The 19,623-nt window shown below is 66.8% G+C and carries 18 protein-coding genes, 2 pseudogenes and 1 riboswitch; of the genes and pseudogenes, 10 read left to right on the plus strand and 10 right to left on the minus strand.

Going from position 1 to position 19,623, the window contains the following annotated elements; translation table 11 throughout:
- Positions 1-66 precede the first annotated feature (66 nt).
- On the minus strand, positions 67-633 hold the full coding sequence (locus BM424_RS25925) for a GNAT family N-acetyltransferase (protein ID WP_245776153.1): 567 nt from the start codon (positions 631-633) through the stop codon (positions 67-69).
- A gap of 80 nt (positions 634-713) precedes the next feature.
- Positions 714-906: riboswitch (cobalamin riboswitch) on the plus strand.
- Positions 907-1,160: 254 nt separating this feature from the next.
- Here BM424_RS25925 and BM424_RS25930 point away from each other — a divergent pair.
- The 8 genes and pseudogenes from BM424_RS25930 to BM424_RS25965 all read left to right on the plus strand — a co-directional run.
- On the plus strand, positions 1,161-1,889 hold the full coding sequence (locus BM424_RS25930) for a Rossmann-like domain-containing protein (protein ID WP_245776134.1): 729 nt from the start codon (positions 1,161-1,163) through the stop codon (positions 1,887-1,889).
- Positions 1,886-3,016, plus strand: a complete 1,131-nt coding sequence (locus BM424_RS25935) for a PLP-dependent cysteine synthase family protein (protein WP_245776135.1) — start codon at positions 1,886-1,888, stop codon at positions 3,014-3,016. Before BM424_RS25930 ends, BM424_RS25935 begins: the two co-directional genes overlap by 4 nt.
- Complete coding sequence (locus BM424_RS25940) at positions 3,013-4,290, plus strand: MDR family MFS transporter (RefSeq protein ID WP_093423244.1); 1,278 nt, start codon at positions 3,013-3,015, stop codon at positions 4,288-4,290. Before BM424_RS25935 ends, BM424_RS25940 begins: the two co-directional genes overlap by 4 nt.
- A 38-nt stretch (positions 4,291-4,328) precedes the next feature.
- Positions 4,329-5,825, plus strand: a complete 1,497-nt coding sequence (locus BM424_RS25945) for an ABC transporter substrate-binding protein (protein ID WP_093423247.1) — start codon at positions 4,329-4,331, stop codon at positions 5,823-5,825.
- Positions 5,825-6,772 carry an ABC transporter permease gene (locus BM424_RS25950; protein WP_093423250.1) on the plus strand — a complete coding sequence of 316 codons (948 nt, stop codon included), beginning with the start codon at positions 5,825-5,827 and terminating at the stop codon, positions 6,770-6,772. The genes BM424_RS25945 and BM424_RS25950 overlap by 1 nt, the downstream gene beginning before the upstream one ends.
- Positions 6,769-7,575: an ABC transporter permease subunit gene (locus BM424_RS25955; RefSeq protein WP_245776136.1), complete on the plus strand. Its 807-nt coding sequence runs from the start codon at positions 6,769-6,771 to the stop codon at positions 7,573-7,575. Before BM424_RS25950 ends, BM424_RS25955 begins: the two co-directional genes overlap by 4 nt.
- Positions 7,572-9,149 (plus strand): ABC transporter ATP-binding protein, encoded by a 1,578-nt coding sequence (locus BM424_RS25960; protein ID WP_175548272.1) that lies wholly within the window; start codon positions 7,572-7,574, stop codon positions 9,147-9,149. The genes BM424_RS25955 and BM424_RS25960 overlap by 4 nt, the downstream gene beginning before the upstream one ends.
- 142 nt (positions 9,150-9,291) lie before the next feature.
- Positions 9,292-9,474, plus strand: a pseudogene (locus BM424_RS25965) (hypothetical protein); the annotation flags it as partial.
- A gap of 193 nt (positions 9,475-9,667) precedes the next feature.
- Here BM424_RS25965 and BM424_RS25970 read toward each other — a convergent pair.
- From BM424_RS25970 to BM424_RS25995, 7 genes and pseudogenes are all read right to left on the minus strand, one after another.
- Positions 9,668-10,342 carry a carbonic anhydrase gene (locus tag BM424_RS25970; protein WP_093423255.1) on the minus strand — a complete coding sequence of 225 codons (675 nt, stop codon included), beginning with the start codon at positions 10,340-10,342 and terminating at the stop codon, positions 9,668-9,670.
- A 108-nt stretch (positions 10,343-10,450) separates the two neighbouring features.
- Positions 10,451-10,933, minus strand: coding sequence for a SulP family inorganic anion transporter (locus BM424_RS25975; RefSeq protein WP_139274165.1), 483 nt, complete (start codon positions 10,931-10,933; stop codon positions 10,451-10,453).
- Positions 10,934-10,939: 6 nt separating this feature from the next.
- Positions 10,940-11,092 (minus strand): SulP family inorganic anion transporter, encoded by a 153-nt coding sequence (locus tag BM424_RS29925; RefSeq protein ID WP_425442078.1) that lies wholly within the window; start codon positions 11,090-11,092, stop codon positions 10,940-10,942.
- 182 nt (positions 11,093-11,274) lie between these two features.
- A pseudogene (locus BM424_RS29930) lies at positions 11,275-11,664 on the minus strand (SulP family inorganic anion transporter); the annotation flags it as partial.
- Positions 11,665-12,198: 534 nt separating this feature from the next.
- The gene (locus BM424_RS25985; protein ID WP_217649842.1) at positions 12,199-13,476 is read right to left on the minus strand and encodes an MFS transporter; all 1,278 of its coding nucleotides are present in this window, start codon (positions 13,474-13,476) and stop codon (positions 12,199-12,201) included.
- A gap of 44 nt (positions 13,477-13,520) precedes the next feature.
- On the minus strand, positions 13,521-14,741 hold the full coding sequence (locus tag BM424_RS25990; RefSeq protein WP_093423261.1) for an acyl-CoA dehydrogenase family protein: 1,221 nt from the start codon (positions 14,739-14,741) through the stop codon (positions 13,521-13,523).
- Between the two features lie 30 nt (positions 14,742-14,771).
- Positions 14,772-16,337, minus strand: coding sequence for a type I 3-dehydroquinate dehydratase (locus BM424_RS25995; RefSeq protein WP_093423263.1), 1,566 nt, complete (start codon positions 16,335-16,337; stop codon positions 14,772-14,774).
- A gap of 854 nt (positions 16,338-17,191) precedes the next feature.
- Here BM424_RS25995 and BM424_RS26000 point away from each other — a divergent pair.
- Positions 17,192-17,752 (plus strand): Chromate resistance protein ChrB, encoded by a 561-nt coding sequence (locus tag BM424_RS26000; RefSeq protein ID WP_093423268.1) that lies wholly within the window; start codon positions 17,192-17,194, stop codon positions 17,750-17,752.
- Positions 17,753-17,898: 146 nt separating this feature from the next.
- Here BM424_RS26000 and BM424_RS29015 read toward each other — a convergent pair whose 3' ends face one another.
- Together BM424_RS29015 and BM424_RS26005 are read right to left on the minus strand one after the other, a co-directional pair.
- Positions 17,899-18,045 carry a hypothetical protein gene (locus BM424_RS29015; RefSeq protein ID WP_175548275.1) on the minus strand — a complete coding sequence of 49 codons (147 nt, stop codon included), beginning with the start codon at positions 18,043-18,045 and terminating at the stop codon, positions 17,899-17,901.
- A gap of 1 nt (position 18,046) precedes the next feature.
- The gene (locus tag BM424_RS26005; RefSeq protein WP_093423271.1) at positions 18,047-18,259 is read right to left on the minus strand and encodes a hypothetical protein; all 213 of its coding nucleotides are present in this window, start codon (positions 18,257-18,259) and stop codon (positions 18,047-18,049) included.
- 229 nt (positions 18,260-18,488) lie between these two features.
- Here BM424_RS26005 and BM424_RS26010 point away from each other — a divergent pair, with 229 nt between their 5' ends.
- Complete coding sequence (locus BM424_RS26010) at positions 18,489-19,616, plus strand: ABC transporter substrate-binding protein (protein WP_093423274.1); 1,128 nt, start codon at positions 18,489-18,491, stop codon at positions 19,614-19,616.
- Positions 19,617-19,623: the final 7 nt, after the last annotated feature.

Raw genomic sequence — 19,623 nt, forward strand, 5'->3', positions numbered from 1 at the left:
GGTGTGGTGGGCGCCGGGGAACCCCGATCCGTTGATGCCGGGGGGTACCAGTAGCGAGAGCGCAGGTCACGTGCCGGTCGTGGCTGGTGGTACCGGGATCTCGAAGTGGATGGTCGGGCTGTACTGGCTGTGGTTCCGCGCGTCGTAGATCTCCTTGGCCACGCTGCGCCAGAAGGGTTCTGCGCCTTCGATCGCCGGATTGGTGTGCAGGTAGATCGTGTCATAACGCCCGGTTTCGGCGATGAACTCGCATGACTGCTCCACCAGGGCACGGGCGAGCCCGTTCCTTCGGTGTTCGGGATTGACGTAGGTGCGGAACAGCTGGGCGGTACCGGGTGTGCCGTAGCGGTCGGCGATCCACTTCGGGTGTGGTGGATTCTTCGGCCCACTGGCGCGGACAGCGGCCGTCCCGACGACTTCGTCACCAAGCGTGGCGACGAACAGTGCTTGGCCTGGTGTGTGGAAGTAGGTTCGTTCGAGGTCGATCACGTCGGCGTGCCACTCGGCAACGTATCCGTGGCCCATGACCCAGTAGAAGGTGTTCAACATCAGCGTCCGAGCATTGTCGATGTCTTCTCTGCGGGCGCGTCGCACCTCGTAATCCCCGAGCACGCGGACTTTCTCCTGCAGCATTTCCACCTCCACATGTTCAAATGAACAGATCATCATTGTTGCTAGATCTGTGCAATAGATATCACTTGGCGATTGACTGCGCGCGGTTCCTGCTGCGATGTTGGTTCGAACATCCATGTGACGGCGTGGAGGAAGCCGGTGTGAATCCGGCACGGTCCCGCCACTGTGAGTGAGGAGTCGTCTTCGTTCGAGCCACTGCCGAGTGTCCGGTGGGAAGGCTGAAGGCGACGTCGATCCACGAGTCAGGAGACTCGCGTCGTCACGCCGATTCGTACGGGGTCGCGGAGCCCCGGAGGAGGTCACCGGTGCGTCCGGATCAGTGGGTCGTCGTGTCATTTTCGGGCCTGTCGAGGGCTCGTCTCGTTGCTGTCCGCATCGCATAGGGCCATGCGCTTCGTGGCCGTTCCTCTTGCGATGTGGAGACAACTGTGTCTGTGAGTTTTCCTTTTCCGCGGCAGCGCGCTCATTCGGCGTTGGAACGCGTGATCGGTGATCGGGACGGGAAATCCGTCGAGGCGAAGACATCGGTGGCTTTCCTGACCGTGCAGGCGGCGCAGCACGTGGGGCGCCGCAGCGGTTATGTGAACGCGGTGCTGAGCGTGCGGGTGGGCTCAGCGGTGGGCTCCTGCGCGGTCGAGCCCGGTGAGATCGACGACGAGGTCGTGCGCGAAATCGTCGGGGCCGATTTGGCCGAGCTGCTGCGGCACCCCGTGACGGCGGTGCGGGTGGCCGCGCTGGACGCCTGCCTGGGGGATGCGGTGCCGCACGCGCGGCACCCGCGGGCGCGCTCGGTGCGAGTGCCCGCGGGGACCTCGCTGGAGAAGTCCACGGCGCGTGCCCGTGCTGTGGCTGAGCTGGTCGAAGTGCCGGCAGGCGGGCGGGTCGCCGTGGTCGGGGTGGTCAACTCGCTTCTGGCGGCACTGCGCGAACGCGGGATCGACTACGTGCCCTGCGATCTCAAGGGCGGCGTGACGGAGTGGGAGGAACCCGTCCTCACCGATCACCAGCGCGCGATCGACGGTGCCGACGCGGTGCTCGCGTCCGGAATGGTGCTCGGCAACGGCACGTTCGACTCCATCGCCGCGCTGTGCCGGTCGCGGGAGCTGCCGTTGGTGATGTTCGCCCAGAGCGGGAGCGCGGTGTTCCGCGAGATGCTGGGCGAGGAGATCACGGGGCTGTCGGCCGAGCCGTACCCGTTCTTCTGGCTCAGCGGCGGCGACACCGACGTCCACCTCTACCGAGGGGGTCTAGGGTGATCCCGCTGCAGCAGGGCGCCGCCGACGGTGTCGCGGGTGGCAGGAAGTGCGAGTCGTTGCTCGATCTCATCGGCGACACCCCAGTGCTGCGCGTGGCGACACCGCTTCCGCGACCGCACCCGGGGTTCTGGGCGAAGCTGGAGTCGGTCGGTCCGGCGACCATGAAAGCCCGTGCTGCGCTGTCGATGCTGCGCGGCGCCCGCGAGCGCGGTGAGCTCCGCACCGGGGCTGCGGTGGTCGAGTCCAGCAGCGGCACCCTCGCCGTGGGACTGGCGTTCGTGGGCTCGGCGCTGGGACATCCGGTGGTCATCGTTGCCGACTCCGAGCTCGACGAGATGACCCGGCGGTTGTTGCGCGCCTACGGCGCCCGCGTGGAGATCGTCCCGCAACCACATCCGGTCGGTGGGTGGCAGCGGGCACGGCTGGACCGGGTGCACGAGCTGTTGGCGGAGATTCCCGGCGCCTACTGGCCGGATCAGTACAACAACCCGGACAACCCAGCGGGCTATCGGGAGATGGGCCGCGAACTCACCGTGCAGTTCGACGAGCTCGACGCGGTGGTGTGCAGCGTGGGAACCGGTGGTCACAGCGCGGGCATCGCCTCGGTGGTGCGCAAGCGGTGGCCCGGAGTGCGCGTCGTGGGCGTCGACTCGCCGAGGTCGAGCCTGTTCGGCCAAGTGCCCGGGCATCGCCTGATGCGCGGGCTGGGAAGCAGCATCCACCCGGGCAACGTCGCCTACGACCAGTTCGACGAGGTGCACTGGGTGGGGCCTGCCGAGGCGGCCGACGCGTGCCGCAGGCTGGCCGCGCGCAGCTTCGTCAGCGGTGGCTGGAGCACGGGTTCGACCGCGATGGTCGCCGCGTGGTGCGCGCGGGAACTCGATTCGGATCGGGTCGTGGCGGTCTTCCCCGACGGTCCGGACCGGTACTGGGAGTCCATCTACGACGACGACTTCTGCCGGCACCACGACTTGGTCGCACGCGCCGCCATGCCCTCCACCGTGGACCACCCGCGCGAGGCCGTGGGCCGGCGGTGGGCGCGGTGCCGCACCGTGGCTGATCCGTGCTGCCGACGAGCCACCTCGGGGCAGTGGTGCCCGGTGTGCGAGGAGGGCGCGACATCATGACGAGCAAGGGAGCTTTCCTGCGGTTGTCCACGCCCGCGCGGTTGCTGGTGGTCAACCAGTTCGGGATCAACGTCGGCTTCTACATGCTGCTGCCGTTCCTCGCCTCCTACATGAGCCACGACCTCGGCTACGGCGCGGCCGTGGTCGGACTCGTGCTCGGAGTGCGGAACTTGAGCCAGCAGGGCATGTTCCTCGTGGGAGGAACCGCCGCCGACCGGATCGGCTGCCGGCCGATGATCATCCTCGGTTGCGCGCTGCGGGTGGTGGCCTTCGGCCTGTTCGCCTTGCTCACCTCGCTGCCGGGCCTGGTCCTGGCCGTGGTGCTGACCGGACTGGCCGGGGCTCTGTTCAACCCCGCCGTGCGGACCTACCTGATGCACGAGGCGGGCGAGCACCGGGCGGAAGCGTTCTCGGTGTTCAACGTGTTCGCCCACGCCGGGACCCTGGTCGGGCCGCTGCTCGGCGCGTTGCTGCTGAGCATCGACTTCCGCGCGGTCGCGCTGGTGGCCTGCCTGGCCTTCGCCGCGCTCACCGCCGCGCAGATCGCGGTGCTGCCGCACCGGGAAGTCGAACCGCAGGGCAGCAGCGTGCTCGGCAGCTGGCGGGAAGTCGTGACCAACCGACGTTTCCTGGCGTTCACGTTGTCGCTGTCGGCCTACTTCGGCCTCTACAACCAGCTCTACCTGACGATTCCGCTGGAAGCCCAGCGCGTGTCGGGGCTGTCGTGGGCGATCGCGGTGGTGTTCGTGGTCTCCACCGTGATCGGAGTCTTCGGCCAGGTGCGGATCACGAACTGGTGCCGTGGGCGCTGGTCGTCGGGGCGCTCGACGGCGGTCGGGTTGGCGTGCATGGGGTGCTCGTTCGTCCCGCTGATGGTGGCCGGGCCGCTGCTGCCCACGCGCGAGGTGGGCGAGACCGGCCAGAGCTGGGTGCTGCTGCCGGTGATCGTGACGACCGTGCTGTTCACCGTCGGCCAGGCGATCACGAACCCGTTCGCGATGGAGTTGCTGCCGATCGTGGGCAGCGAGCGGCTCGCGGGGACCTACTACGGCTTCTACTACCTGGTGTCGAGCCTGGTTGCGGCCGGTGTCAGCTGGCTCGTCGGAGCGATGCTCGACGCGTTTTCCTCGCCGGGGCTGCGCTGGTTGCCGTGGCTGGTGCTGTGCGCGGTGGGTCTGGCCGGTGCGGCGGGCACCGCCGTGATGCACCGGCGAGGCCTGCTGACGCGGAATCCGGCACCGTGCCGGAACGATGAGAGGAAGGCAGGAGCATGAGCGAAACCGGCAAGCGCCCACTGTGGAGTCGTCGGAGGATGCTGACCACGGCGCTGGGTGCCGCGGCAGCTCTGCCGCTGGCCGGGTGCGCCGGTGCGGGAGCAGGGGGCGGCGGTCGGCTTCGAGCGGCGTTCCCGACGTCGGGCGCCAAGGAATCGCTGGATCCTCACACCAGCTCGCTGTTCGTCGACCAGGCCCGGGCCAAAGCGCTATTCGACACGCTGGTCGCCTACGCAGACGACATGAGCGTCGTGCCGCGCCTGGCCGAATCGTGGGAGCCCGACGGGACGGGCACCCGGTGGCTGATCCGGCTGCGCCAGGCCAGGTTCCACGACGGCCGGCCGGTGACGGCCGAGGACGTGCTCTACAGCTTCCGCCGCATCACCGACCCGGCCACCTCGGCGGCTGCGGCCAAGCAATTCGTTGGCGTGAACTTCGCCGTCAGCCGCGCTCGCTCGGCCACCGAGCTCGAAGTGGTGCTCAACAGCCCCAACTTCGAGTTCCCGTCGGCGTGGGGCGCGCCAGGCGCCGAGATCGTCCCGGCGGGCACGACCGACTTCCACGCCCCGGTGGGATCGGGACCGTTCCGCTTCGTGGACTTCCAACCGGGCGCGAGCGCGGTGTTCGCGCGTTTCGACGGTCACTGGTCCGGCGCCCCGACGCTGCCGGAACTGGAGTTCGTGCCGATCAACGAGGACTCGGCCCGCGTGGCGGCGCTGCTGTCCGGTCAGGTGCACTATGCCCACGACATCGGCGCGAACGCTGCGCGCCAACTCGAAGCCGATCAGCGGGCCCAGCTGCTCTCGGCCGAGCGCAGTACCATGCAGGCGGTCGCGTTCAAGGTCGACCGGGCACCGTTCCGCGACCCTCGCGTGCTGCACGCGGTCCTGCGCGGCGTGGACCGCCGGGCGCTCGTCGACGTCGCTCTCAGCGGCAAGGGCGACGTGGGCAACGATCTGTTCGGCAAAGGACTGCGCCACTATGCTGAGAACGTGGCGCAGCGACCGCGCGACGTCGACCGCGCGAGGGCGCTGCTGCGCGACGCGGGTGCCGAGGGCTTGGCGTTCGATCTGCTGACCAGCGGCGCCGACCCGTACTTCGAGCCGGCGGCGATGCTGATCGCCCAGCAGCTCGGCGACATCGGCATCCGAGTCACCCCGCAGGTGCGCCCTTCGGAGACGTACTTCTCCGACATCAAGGAACAGGGCGTGGCCGCGCACACCAGGACCGCGGCCCTGCCGGTGGCGGCATTCCTCGGACAACGGATGACCAGCGGCAGCGGGACCAACAACTACACCCACTTCCAGTCGCCCGAGTTCGACGCGCTGTTCAGCACGGCGCTGGCCACCGCCGACGAAGGAGAGCGGGCGCGGCTGCTCTCCCAGGCCCAGCAGCTCGCGCACGAGCGCAGCGGGCTGATGGTGTGGGGCTTCAGCAACTGGAACGTCGCGGTCACCGGCGACGTCCGGGGCTTGCGGGCGGCCACGCCGAACTCCCTGGACTGGGCCCGGTTCGACCGCGCCGAGCTGGGTTGATGCCGAAGTTTGCGATCAGGCGGCTGGCCACGGGACTCCTGCAAGTCGTCGCGGTCGTCACCGGCGTGTTCGTGCTGACTACCTGGCTGCCGGGCGACACAGCGGTGGTCGTGCTGGGCGAGAACGCCACCGAACAGCAACTGGCGGCACTGCGCGACCAGCTCGGCCTGGACCGCCCCTGGCCGGAGCGGTTCCTCGACTGGGTCGCAGGCCTGGCCCGAGGTGATCTGGGGACGTCGCTGCTCACCGGGCAATCGGTGAGCGAGCAGCTCGGTCGAGAACTGATGAGCACCACGATGCTGGCCATGCTGACGCTGCTGGTCGTGCTGCCGCTGGCGGTGCTGATCGGGGTGCTCAGCGGGGTGCGGATGGGATCGCGCACCGACCGGGCGCTGACCTCGGCGATTGTCGTGCTCGACGCCATTCCGGAGTTCGCCCTGGGCATGGTGCTGGTCGCCCTGTTCGGACTGCAGCTCGGCTGGTTGCCCGCCACCGCGGCCGGGCTGTCGGGTCTCTGGCTGGCCGAGGAGCCGGCGGTGTTGGTGCTGCCGGTCACCGTGCTGGTGTGCAAGCAGTTGTGCGCGCCGACGCGGCAGATCCGGATCGGAGTGGCAGAAGCGGTCGAGGCCGGATACGCGACGCACCTGCGAATGCTCGGTGTGCCGGAACGGACGGTGCTGATGCGTCACGTGCTGCCCAACGGACTCGCACCGGCTGTCCAGCAGCTCGCCCGAACCGTGGACGGCCTGCTCGGTGGTGTTGTCGTGGTGGAGGCGTTGTTCGGGCTCACCGGGGTGGGATCGGGATTCGTCGACGCCGTCAAAGCCCGCGACCTTCCCGTGGTGCAGGGGTATGCGCTGGTGTTCGTGCTCACGACCGTCCTGGTCAACATCGCCGCCGATGTGGCGGCACGTCGGCTGATTCCGCAGCGGGAGGTGGTGGTGTGACCACGACGAACCTCCTGCGCGCCGTGACGGGATGGCTGCTGCTCGGTATTCCGCTGTGCCTGGCCCTGCTGGGGCCGGTGTTCGCCGGGACCACCCGGTCGGAAGCCGGTCCGCTGCTGTCACCGGACTCGGCACACCTGCTGGGGACCGACGCGCTCGGCCGGGACGTGCTCGCGCTGGTGCTCTCCGGTGGGCGCACGGTCGTCGTGCTCACCGGGGCGGCGCTGGCGCTGGCCTATCTCGCGGGCGTCCCACTGGCCTTGGTGATGGTCGGCCAGGCGCGGCAGTGGATCGACCAGGCATTGCTGCACGGGCTGGACGTGCTGCTCGCGCTGCCTGGCCTTCTCGTTCTGCTGGTGCTGGCCGCGACCGGCAGGCAGAGCGCGGCGAGCCTGGTCGTGGCGGTCGCCGTGCTGCAGCTCCCGGCGATCGTGCGACTGGCGCGCAGCGCCGCCCTGGCCCCGGGTTGTCGCACGGTCGTGGAAACCATGGTCCTGCAAGGCGAACCGTGGTGGCGGATTCACCTATGGCACACCGGCCGTGCAGTGCTCGGTCCGGTGGCAGTGGACGCGGGCAGCCGACTGATCCTGGTGTTGCAGCTGATGGCGTCGGCTAACTTCCTCGGCTTGGGTCTGCCCGCCTCGGCCAGCGATTGGGCAGTCCTGGTGGAACGCAATCGCGAAGCCCTGTTCCTACAACCGCTCGCCGTGGTCGCGCCCGCGTTGTTGCTGGTCGCTCTGTGCACCGGCGCCAACCTCGTGGTCGACCGCACGGCAGCGAAACGAAGCGAGGTCGCGGCGTGAGCGAACCCATCCTCGTCGTGCGCGGGCTCCGCGCCGCCGCGGGTGACCACTTGTTGCTGAATACCGTCGACCTGGACCTGAGACCGGGCACCGTGCTGGCGGTCATCGGCGAGTCGGGCAGCGGCAAGACCACGCTCGGACTGGCGTTGCAAGGCGAATCCCTACCCGGCGTCGCTCTTTCCGGCAGCGTCCGGCTGCACGACACCGAACTTCTGGGCTGCACGGATGCGCAGCGGCGCCGCGTGCGTGCCGGGAAGACCGCGGTGTTGCCGCAGCACCCGGCCGGTGTGCTCAACCCGATGCGGCGCGTTGGCACCGTGCTGCGCGAGCTAGCAGCACTACGTCACGCGGATCGCCGCACACGTGACCACGCCGTTCGGGACGCGATGACGGCAGCCCAGCTGAACCCGGAAGCAGGCCTCCAGCGCCGCTACCCGCACCAACTGTCGGGAGGCCAGCAGCAACGCTTCGCGCTCGCCCAAGCACTGATCACCCAACCCGGCATCGTCGTCCTCGACGAACCCACCACGGGTGCCGATACCATCACCACATCCGAAACCGCCGACATGTTGGCAGCTCTCGCGGCCAACGGGACGGCGTTGGTGCTGCTCACCCACGACCTGGCACTGACCCGCAGGATCGCGCACCACACGCTCGTCTTGCACGGCGGCCGGATCGTCGAACACGGGACAGCCACGCGATCGCTGCCCGCGCCTACCCACGCCCACATCAGAAAGCTCCCGGCAGCGGAGCGACACCTGTCCGCCAATGCCGACGTCACTCGGGCCGGTCCTGAGCCTGTGCTGCGTGTTGACAACATCGGTCGTCGGGCAAAGAACGGCACGCCTCTGATCAGCGGCGTGGATCTGACCGTGCACTCCGGCTGGTGCGCCGCGATAATCGGGCGGTCCGGAGCAGGAAAGACGACCCTGGCCCGCTGCCTGGCCGGGCTGACCCGTCCGGACACCGGCCGGATCCTCCTCGGCGACGTCGAACTGGCCCCGACGGCACGTCGACGACCTCGCGAACACCGCCGCCACGTGCAGTACATCCACCAAGACAACCGCGCCGCGTTCGACACGCGGAGTCCAGTGGTGCACCAGGTCGCCAGAACCGCGGAACTCCTGAGAGGCCTTTCCCGCCCGGACGCACTCCGGGAGGCCGGAGACGCGCTGGCCACACTCGGGCTGGAGTCGGCGCACACTCTGAGGCGCCCCTCCGGGCTCTCTGGCGGTCAGCTCCAGCGCGCGGCCCTGGCGCGCGCACTGCTGGCCCGCCCATCGGTGCTGATCTGCGACGAGATCACCTCATCGCAGGACGTGGTCAACCAGTCCGACCTGCTGCGCGTACTGGCTACCGTGAAAGCAACGTGTCACACCAGCATCGTGCTGATCAGCCACGATTTCACCGCGGTGTCCGCGCTGGCTGACGAGGTGCATCTCATGCAGGGCGGTCGCCTCGTCGAATCGACCACACCACGTGAGTTGTTCAACGCCCCGCGATCCGAGTTGGCATCCAACTTGGTTGCAGCGGACCGGAAACTCCGCCGGGGTCAGCACGTGACGGACGGCTGATCCACGGCACGCGACGGGATGGTCCAGCTTGCCAGGAGTGTGAACCTTTCCGCGGTGGGGCTGTCCTCGTCTGCACTGTAGGCCGTGATGGACAGCCTGTCTCCGCCGGGCATCTCCAATGTCGGCGGCGCCTGTCGGCCAACGAAAAGACGTCAACACAGCACATGCCCGACTACGTGGCCCGGGAGAACGCGCGAACGCCCAGCTCAAGTCCTGGAATATCCTGCGCAAGATTCGTTCCAGCCCACGACAGACGACCAGGCTCGTCAACGCCATCCGCAGCGTTATTCATGCAGGCTGTGCCAAAGTGGAAAACGTTCACTGATGGCTGCTTCCGATCCTATCGGACCATGATTTGGGGCTTTCCGTGAAAGCGGGGGAACCTCACCTGGCGGGATCGGATCAAGCAGGCCCACTTCGGCCGTGGCCAAAGGGGGCGTAAGTACCGAGGAGCGAGCTGCACCGTGAGTAGGAGGGGCCCGGGACCTGGGGTGCGGGCCCACGGTGGCGAGTTGGGGTCAGTCGTCCGCGTTAGCGGTGGTGAGCTGACGAGGAGTCAGCTGGCCGGTCGGGGTGAACTGACCGGTGGCTTCATCGAGAAACTGGACTTCGGCGGCGCCGATGTCGAAGTACATCCCGGTCAGCTGAAGAGCGCCGTTGTCCACCCGTTCCCGCACTCCGGGGTAGGTGAGCAGGTTGTCCAGTTGCTGGGCAACGTTGGCCCGACATAGGTTCTCGTGCGACATCGACCCGTGCTCGTCGTTGCTTGTGGTGTCGACGCGGTATCGGGCCAGGGTGTGGGTGCCATGTTGGAGCCATGCGTCCAGACCGGTAGTGGGACTGTTTTCGCCGTGGCCGTCCATGAGCGCGCGAATGGCTCCGCATCCGGAGTGGCCGCAGACCGTGATGTCGGTGACTTCCAGCACCTCGGTGGCATATTCGATGGCAGCGGCTACGGAGTGGTCGATTCCCATGGTGGTGGGGTCGACGTGGTGCTGTGGCACGAGGTTGCCGACGTTGCGCACGATGAACAGATCGCCAGAACCGCTGGTGGTGATCAGGTGGGGCACGATGCGGGAGTCCGCACAGGTGATGAACAGCTGCGAGGGTGCCTGCCCGCCGGCCAAATCTTCGAAGAGGCCGCGGAGTTTGGGTGCCACGGTGCGCTGGAACTCGTCAACGCCCGCGAGCATCTGCTGTCCCGGTGACGTCTCGGATTGCTGGGTCGGACGGGGCAGGAAGGCTGGCTTGGCCGGGGTGGATTTGGGTCCACCTGCGCCGTGTTCGGAGGCGTTGTGGTATCAGGCTTCGTGGATCTCATCGATGTCGACCTTGCCGCCAAGACGCTCCTGGGCCGTGCGCCAGTTGTGCAGCGCGTCGAAGGCGGCGTGGTCGAGGAAGTCCACAGCCAGGTCAACGTCCACGCTTGACCCGGCCGGGATCTGGGCCAGAGCGCGGGACAGCTTGGGCACCACGGCGAAGGTCAACGAACCTTCGACTACCACGTGCCACCGCTCGCCCTTATGCTCGGTGCGGACCGTACACCGCGTGAGCCGGAACAACGTGAACGCCACCGCTGTTCCGAGGCCCAGTAGCACACCGTCCATGAGGTTCAGGCAGACGACCCCCAGTGCCGTAATCAGATACAGCGGCAGCTCCCGATGACGCTGCAGCGCACGGATTTCTTTGATTTTGATCAGTTTGAGGCCGATCATCACCAGCAAGGCCGCCAGCACCGCAGTCGGAATCTGGCGGAGGAGTCCGGCGGCTAGCAACACGAACAAGATGACTTAAACACCGTGCAGAATCGTCGACACACGACTGCGGGCGCCAGCGGCCACGTTGGTGGAACTGCGCACGATGACACCGGTGATCGGTAGACCGCTGAGGCCACCGGAGACCCTGTCCCACCATCTCGCGGTTGAGGTCGGCGCGCGGACCATCGTGCATCCGGTCCACCGCGATCGCCGAGACCAGCGATTCGATGCTCGCGATCAGAGCCATGGTCACTACGGCCAACGCGATGCTGCCCCAATTCCCACTCGGGAAAGGCGGGTAGAACGTGGTCGTTCAACAGGTCATCGGGAAGGTTCACCCTGGGCACATCCAGCCCTGCGACCCAGGCCGTGGCGGTGGCCAACACCACCGCGATCAGCTGCGAGGGCACGGAGCTGACCTGTCGCGGCAATCGCGGCCAGACCAGCAGCACGCCGACGGTGAGAACGCCCAGTCCCAAGGCAGTTGGGTTCACCTGTGCCAGCTGGCCCGGCAGCGAGGCCAGGCTTTCCGGGGCCGAAGTGTGCGGCTGCCCGCCGAACACCACATGGATTTGTGCCAGGACGATCACGATGCCAATACCGGCGAGCATCCCCTGCACGACCGCCGGTGAAATCGCCAACGCAACCCGGGCAACTTTGGACATGCCCAGCAAGATCTGCAGCAGGCCAGCGCCAATCTCAATGGGCACATCGGGCGTCCGATGAACCTCGTGTCGATCCTCACACGCGCGATCCATACACGAGTGTTCCTCAACGATTACGAAAAGGGCCTGAATAACGCTGTCAGAATGTACGTGATCAAGACCGTAAAAGGATTAGTCGGGACTACCCTGAGTATCGGGATGCTTGGGAAAGGCCGAGTAGAGAATGCAGGAGCGCGAGCGGAGATCGACACCGATGGGAAGTGAGGCATCCTGTGGCCGATCAGCTCACCACCTGGCTACGCACAATCGTCCCGCCACTTGGTCCGCGGTCATCACCGCGCTCGCCACCGCCGGCGCTCCCCGCCTGGCTCACCAACTCGCTCGGCCATACCGGGCCACGCTCGTCGTGTTGCTCGTGCTCGCCACGGTCTACGCCCTGTTGCGCTGGGGGGACCGCGGCCTCCCGTACCGATCGCGAATCTACTGCTTGGAACCGCGGCCAAGCCGAAAGACCCTGGCCACGCAGGCACGTGACGTGAATCCTGTGTGGGTCTGGCGGGGCGGCCAACACCGCGCCAGCCGTGCACTCTCTCAGCAAAGACACAACCTAGATCACTGCTGTTCTTGCTAAGCGTGGTGCCTGCGCGCGGGTGGTCTGGTCGTGCATGCCGCTGCGATAACTAGCAGCGGTAGAGAGCACAAGACGGCCAGTGCGCATTGGTAGGAGTCGAACCACGTTCTGCCGAGTGCGAGAACGAGTGGGCCGAGTGCGGAAGCGCCGATGATGACCGAGTGCACGACGCCGCGTAAAGCTCCGAGATGGTGGGGGCCGAAGCGGTCGATGAAGACCACCGCCTTGAGCGTGCGCACCCCGCCGGTGCAGGCACCGAGTGCCAATCCGTATCCGATGGCCGCCCAGCCAGGTCGCACCCACGCTGCGCTGATCGTGGTGAGCGCGAGGATCGCCATGATGGCGATGGTGAGCGCGCGGTCACTGATGTGATCGGATAGCCACCCCACGAGGAAGCTGGCGAACAGTCCGGCGATCAGCTGCGGGATGAAGTTCGCGGCAGCTTCGGCGACGTCTAGCCCACGTTCACCCAGCAGGGAAACTTGGTGGAAGGTCAACGCGGTCGTCACCAGGCTGCACACGCCCGCACCGCTGATGACGACCCAGAACACCGCTGTCCGGCTCACGCGCCGGAGAGTCCAGTCGGCAGTGGCGAGCGCTGGCCCGGCTTCGACCGTGCTGAGGCTCGCAGTAGCGTCCTCCTCTGCGCGCACGCGCCGCGGCAGGACCAGCAGCGCGGCCGGTACGGTGAGCGCGAGGACGGCGCAGCCTTCCAACTGCCAGGCGGTGCGCCAGCCGAGCTCGCCGATGAGCCGCTCGAGGACCAATGGAGCCAGCGAGATAGCGGAGGTGCCGATCGCCGAGACGACGCCCGTCGCGAAGCCCTTGCGCTGCTGTACGTAGACCGCGACGGTGGTGGTGGCCACGAGGCTCAGCGCTCCCTGCCCGCCGATGCGGATGCCAACGAAGGCCGCGGTCAGGCCCACGATTTCGGTAGCGGTGCCGGCCGCCAGCAGGATACTGCCGAAGCAACATCCGATGACGGCCATAACCCGGCGCGGTCCGAAACGATCGAGCCCCTTTCCCAGCAGCGGCATCGCCACCGCGCCCGCCAGCGAGCCGATCAGATAGGCCGTGGCCACCGACGAACGAGACACGTGCAGGGATGTGATGAGCGGGTCGACGAACACCGAGATGCCCGCGGTCTGCCCAGGAGCCGTCATGGCTAACGCCACCGAAGCCGAGGTAATCACCCTTCGGCGGTAACTCCGCGTGGAACCCCCGCGGCCTGCTTTCGCCCCCTCCGACATGAACCGATCGAAGGTGATCGACACGAGCGCTCCTTTTCAAGTGTGCGGAAGTGCGCGACCGGATTCGGTCAGGGTTTGAAGAACGAGGAGTCGTGGGTCTGTCCGAGTGCTGCCCGTCCGATCGTCGCGAGGATGTGATCGTTGTTGTCGTGACGCGCGTAGAAGGTAAGATCGCGCAGGATGCGTTCCACGGGGCTGGGCCGAACCAGGCTGCGGGCTCCGCAGGCGCGGACGCAGTGGTCCACCGTGTCCAGCGCTAGATGTTCGACGAGGTGGCGGGCGCGGTTACCGGCGCGTTGCGCTTCGAGGCGACGACCGCTGTCCCAAAGCTGGGCCACGTGGGCCAGCCAGAGGTGCGCGGTTTCGATGTTGACCGCCATAGACCCGACACGATGCTGGACGTAGGGGTCGGCGGTCTTGTCTTGCCGGAGAAGGTATTCGAGCGCGTAGGCGTAGGCGCCTTCGGCGGCGCCGAGGAAGCTGGCCGCGTAGTGGGGAGTGAAGGCACTCTGCCAGCCCTCGTGCAGGTAGGCGCCCGGTGTCCCGATCAGGTTCTCCTCGGGCAGGAAGGTCTGGTTGAACTCGACCACGTGGCTCGCGGTGGCTCGCATGCCGATCGGGTCCCACCACGAATCGTCAACGGTGACCGCAGGGTCGGAGAGGTCGCACGCCAGCAGGAGCAGCCCCTCGGCCGGGCCGTCCGAATGGCGGGCGCCACCCGGCCCGGCGGTGTTGACCAGCAGAATGGCCCAGTCCGCACCCGTCGCGCTGGTGGCGAAGGCCTTGGCCCCGTCCAGGACCCATCCACCGTCGACAGCGGTGATGCTCGTGCCGAAACTATTGCCCTCACCGGGCTTTCGCGCCTGCGGCTCCCCGCTCCAGGCGACCCACTTCTCGCCGCCGCGCACGATTCCGTCGAACCAGCGAGCTTGTTGCTGGTCGGAGGCCAGCGCGTTGAGGAGCACCAGCGAGTTGGTGTGCCCTTCCCAGCATCGGCCGAGCGAGAGGTTCGCTTTGGCCAGCTCCTTGGTCATCAGCCACAGCGGGAGCGTGTCACCGTTCAGCGGCCCGAGCCCCAGCCCGCCATGCTCGCTGGGAACTGTGGCAGCGTTCAGGCCGGCGGCGGCCAAATCGTCGAAGTCCTTGCTGGGAAACACCGCTAACCGGTCGTATTCGTCCGCTCGCTCGGCGCAAGCTTCGGCTACTTCTCCGACGCGCCCGAGCAGTTCCCGATTTCGAGAGCTGAGACCTTGCAGCCACGTTGGTTCCAAGGTGTCGTCGATGAGCACGCGAATTCCTTTCTGTCTGAGTTCGAGGAGTCAGCAACGTGGAGATCCGTCGCGCGGGGACTTTCGCCCAGACTTCAGTAGCGCGCGGGTCTGTTCGGTGGGGATGTGCTGACCGGTCATGAAGTGGAACTGGCAACTGGCGTCGGCGAGGAGCACGTCCCACCCGTCGACGACGGTGAGTCCGCGCTCGCGCGCCGCGCTGCTGACCGCGGTCTCGCCCGGGGCGTAAACCATGTCGACAACGACCGCGTCGTCCGCAAGGTCATCCATGTGAAAAGGAACCCGCTCGGTCACAGGTGTCGCATGCACGAGGAGCGAAAATCCATCCGCGCGGAACTCGTCCAGAGGTATGAACTCAAAGCCGAGCGTCTCGGCGACTGACCGCCCCCGATGGTGATCACGGTTGACGAGCACGGGATCGGCGCCGCAGTCGGCGAGCGCGAGGGCGGCAGCGCGCCCGGCACCACCGCATCCGATCACAGCGGCCTTGCGGCCAGACACGGGTGCATCGATGCTGGCAAGGGCTCTGCTAATCGCGGGACTGTTAGAGGTGTCGGCGTGCCAGGTCTTCCCTCGTCGGACAAGCGAGTTCGCCGACCCGGAACTGTCCGCCGCGGGACTGGCCGTGCGAGCCGTGGCCAGGGCCGACTCCTTGTGCGGGGCCACGACAGTGGCCGCCCGCAGCGGAAGACCGAGCTCAGTCAAGCCAGACTCAGCGACTTCTCGCCAGAAGCCCCCGAAATCCTCGACCTGAAACGGCAAGTACAGCGCGGGGATACCGAGCGCGCGATAGCCGGCGTTGTGCGCACGGGGCGACACCGATGCCAAAACCGAACGGCCGACGATGCCGTAGACAGTGCTCAATGGGCGTAGCCGGGGGAAGCCGTAGTCGGCCACCAGCTGGTCGACAGTGGGCACCTCGGCGTCATTACCATCCAACCCACCAAACACGACGGGGGCACCGAGCCAGGGAGCCAGCAGGCGGCTCCAGAACCCGGCGGCGCCGGTGCCGAACGCGGTGACGTCCGGCCGCCCGATTTCGCCGAGGAACCGCAGCGGCGCCAAGGCTTGCTCAGGCCGCGATACGGCCGTCGTGAGCACATAAAGCCCAGCTCCCACGGCGGCCATGCGGTCGAAGTGCTGGTGCAGCAAGCCGTGTTCGGCGGCGGTTCCGTGCCAGGAAATGCGACGTTGCGTCACCGGAATCCGCTCCAGCAACTCCGGGACCAGGTCGTGCTCGGCCTCCAGATCGACCACGTCGTAGTGCTCGGACGCGGCCAGCAGCCGGGCGCATCGTTGCTGCGACGACCCCTCGAAGGCACCACCGTGCTCACGGCTGCGAAGACAGTACACGAGACAACCATCGAAACGATCCCGCAACCAGGAAGTGTCTACCTCACCCACGAGATCAGCCCGAACCTCAACCAGATCTGGTTCGTGCCGTAGCGCGTCCCACTCGAAGTCACCGTGAGACAGTGGCCTGGTCAACCCCGCGTTAATCGCAGCGCTGTCCCACTTCTCTGTACCAACGTGGATCAACGTAGCCTCCCGGCATGCGTGTTGCAGAATGGCAATTGGAGACTTCTCAGCACACACACGAAGCGCACCGATGCTGTCGATGAATCGCCGACCAAACCATGGCGTCGGTGCCGAAAGGCGTGCTTCAGTTACGCGTTTGAATCGCGTGCTAAGCGGTGTTAATGACGGCGTCGAGGATCAGGAATCCGACCAGCGCTACTCCGAGGACGGGCATGGCCCAGACGTGGAGACCGGCGGCCAGCACAACTGCGCACAGCGTCGTTCTCGGCAGTTCGCGCCATACCCGCGGTGATGTGGGCGGCCACCGCGCATCGCATTGACGTTCTGCGGGGTGAACTCGTTATCCAGACCCGTGAGGCACATGACGACCAGGAACGGCGCGATTGCGAAACCGGCCAGGAAGTGCACGCATCGAGCGAGGACGGCTCGAAACGCGGCTTCGCTGCACCCGAAAGGCCAGCGGGACGGACCTCCCGCGTGTGCTGTGGCTCCTCGTCCGGAAGTGGTCGGCCGATGGTAAACGTCACCATGAGACTCCCAAGGTAGACGGTCAAGAGGAGAAACCAAATCGACATCAAGAATCGCGAGCTGCGATGCCGAGCTGCGTGGTGGTCGCATTCACCGAGTTCGCAGATCGTTCTGCAGCGAAAATGTTGACGCAGAGTCCCGCGAGCATCAATGACCCGGCAACGAAAGGTGTTTGATGCGTGACCGTCGGATCGTCCCGTTGAACGGACGGAGTCTCCGCCAGGCCGGAGCACATAAGTGAAAGTCCCGTTCGAACGCCGAGGGCGTCTCGCCGGTTCTGTTTGAATCCTAACTGCGGTTAGCTTGTCGGTGCAACTTCGATGGCCTTGTGAACTCGCGACCGATGCATGACGGCGCCGACCGCATGATGGCAAGCTGATGGCGTGACCGAGGACTCCGCTGACCGTGAAAACACTCCGCCAGGGTGGCTACTACTCATCTACCGAGTCCCGCGCGAACCGACCCGGCTGCGCGCGAGCGTATGGCGGAGGCTCAAGACCATCGGCGCGGTCTACCTGCAGAACTCCGTCGCAGTGCTGCCCGAGTCGACGTCCCACGAACGCGCGCTGCGCTCCTTGCGCAAGGACATCGGGGAGCTCGGCGGCACGGCCCAGTTGATGCGTTGCGAGGTTCTGGGCGGCATGGGCGAGGTCGTCGCGACCTACAACGCCAAGCGCAACGAGGAGTACCAGGAGATCATCGACCGGTGCCACGGTTTCCAGGCCGAGATAGACAAGGAGACCGCCGCCGAAAAATTCACCTACGCGGAACTGGAGGAGAACGACGAAGACCTCACTAAGCTGCGAGGCTGGTTCGACAAGGTCCGCCTCCGGGACTCGCTCGGTGCCGACCGCCGGACCGCTGCCGAGGAGGCGCTGCAGGCCTGCGTCGCAGCGCTCGACGTCTTCGCCGATCAAGTCTACCTCGCCGAGGACAGCCAGTGACCACAGGAAGCGCCCGGAGACAGTTTGGGCAGCGTCTTTCCTACCTTCGTTGCTCCCCCACGCTGCACACGCCGGAGACCATCTGCACGGTGTCCCCGACCATCCGCGCACCATGAAACGCGATCTCACGGAACGCGTCCCAGGCGTCACCGCCCAGCCGCCTTCGGAGTTGCCACGGGCTTGAGGTAGCTCTGCTCGGCCTGCTCGATGTTGGCCGAGGCCTCCCGGAGCCACTGGCAGGTCGCGGTGAAGTTCTCCGGGTGGCCCTTGAGCTCGGTGTCCAGTTCTTCCACGTCAGCGCCCGGCCTGCGCACTCTTGACGTTCAACGCTTCGTTGTAGTCGATCGTGTCGTACTCGGTGCGGCCATCCGCGACTGCGTCCCCCAGGCCGCCCGCGCCGGCGGCGACGTTGCCGACGCCCTCGCACAGGACAGCTTCGCCGACAAAAGCTCGGTCTCCCGCTCCACGATCTCCTGAGCGATGGCCGGCGGTGATGAACGTGGGCACGAAACGCGAATTTGCGCTCGTGTCACGGAGGAATGCTAACCGCCGTCATTTTTCATAGATAACCCTCGATCGTTCTCCGCGCTTTCGTGGACCGACACCTAAACTCCGCTCGTATCTCAAATCGACCCGGCGGTCACGCATCCCGTCCGTTTCGTCCTCGGGTCGTTGATACTCGCACGTCCCTCGCTCAAGGTTCCCGCAGAAGATCACGGGCATCGTGCGCTGGGAGTTGAACGGCATCGCGCGCCGGTCGGAAATCACCTCCGAAACCGTTCGGGCCGTTCACCGCCCGGCCCGTTTCCGGTGCCGGATGAGGATGCGGCGATCGCGTCCAGAACGGAGTCTGCTCGAGATGAGTCATCGCATCGGACATTGGGGAAAACGCGGTTGGGGGGCGATCTCCGCACTGGTGCTGAGCATCGTGCTGCTCGCCGGGTGCGCCACCGGCGGCGGAGGCGGAGAGGAAGCACCGGCGCCGACCCGAACGGTCGCGCATGACCTGGGTGCGAGCGCGGTCCCCGACAAGCCCCAGCGCATCGTGGCGCTCGAGTTCCCCTACGTGGACATGCTGGCGTCTCTCCGGGTGACCCCGGTCGGTGCGGTCGACGACGGCGATCCGGAGAACCTGATCCCCGAGGTGCGGAACCGGATCGGCAAGTGGGAGTCCGTCGGGTCCCGTTCGGAGCCGAACCTGGAGCAGATCGCGAGGCTCAAACCCGACCTGATCATCGCTGACAACGAACGCCACGCGGGGATCTACCACGAGCTGAGCGCGATCGCGCCCACGGTCGTGTTCACCGCCCGCTACGCCGGGTACGAGGAAACGCTGGACGTGGCTCGGAAGGTCGGCGACGCCATCAACAAGCCGGCGGAGATGAACGCGGAGATCACCCGCCTGAACGGTCGGCTGGACGAGTTCGCTCGAACCGCTCCCCAAGGTGGTGGACGCGATGCTCTGGCCGTCATCCCCCGGGATCACGGCACTGCGCAGGTTCTGGGAGAGGGGTCGTACGTGGCCGAAATCCTCCGCCGGGTGCGGGTGACGTACGCCCCGGAGGCGGCGGCCTACCCGGAGAACTCGGATTCGTCCTCGGTCGGGTTGGAAGGGCTGGCGCAGATCAACCCGGCCGTGCTGTTCGTCATGACCGACGCGAAGACCACGACGAAGGACTGGGAAGCGGCACCGGTGTGGCAGAACCTCAGCGCGGTCGCGGCCGGCGACGTCCACTCGGTGAATCGGGCCTTGTGGACCCGCTCCAGGGGACTCGTCTCCATGGAACTGATCGCCGAGGAGGCGACCAGGTTGCTCTACGAGCGAGCTCCGGCGAACGCCGGTCAACCGCAACAGCCGAACTAGTCGTCCC

This window comes from Saccharopolyspora flava, assembly GCF_900116135.1.
Lineage (GTDB): Bacteria > Actinomycetota > Actinomycetes > Mycobacteriales > Pseudonocardiaceae > Saccharopolyspora > Saccharopolyspora flava.